General features: G+C 53.4%; 1 protein-coding gene. It reads right to left on the bottom strand.

The features are described from left to right. The coding region (locus J4G32_RS21525; protein WP_210497793.1) for a molybdopterin-dependent oxidoreductase at positions 1-279 on the bottom strand (279 nt) is incomplete at both ends.

The raw sequence follows: 279 nt of genomic DNA, 5'->3' as shown, positions 1-279 counted from the left end.
GATAGAACCGTTGGGCGCGACCAGTTCGCCCGTACTGTTGAACGCGACGGTTTTCCATTCCGGATTATTGGCTTCTCCCAGTCCATCCACCAGATCCGACGCGCGCATCATACGCCCCGGTACATAACTACCGTCTGCGCGCTCATCCAACAGGACCAGCATTGGCATGTCGGTATAACGGCGGCAATAGTTAAGAAAATAGTCGCTGGGATTATCGAGATGAAACTCTTTTAAAATAACGTGACCCATGGCCATCGCCAGCGCGCTGTCGGTACCTTG

Source organism: Microvirga antarctica, assembly GCF_017921815.1.
Taxonomy (GTDB): Bacteria; Pseudomonadota; Alphaproteobacteria; order Rhizobiales; family Beijerinckiaceae; genus Microvirga; species Microvirga antarctica.
This window is presented reverse-complemented; position numbering and strand designations above follow the sequence as displayed.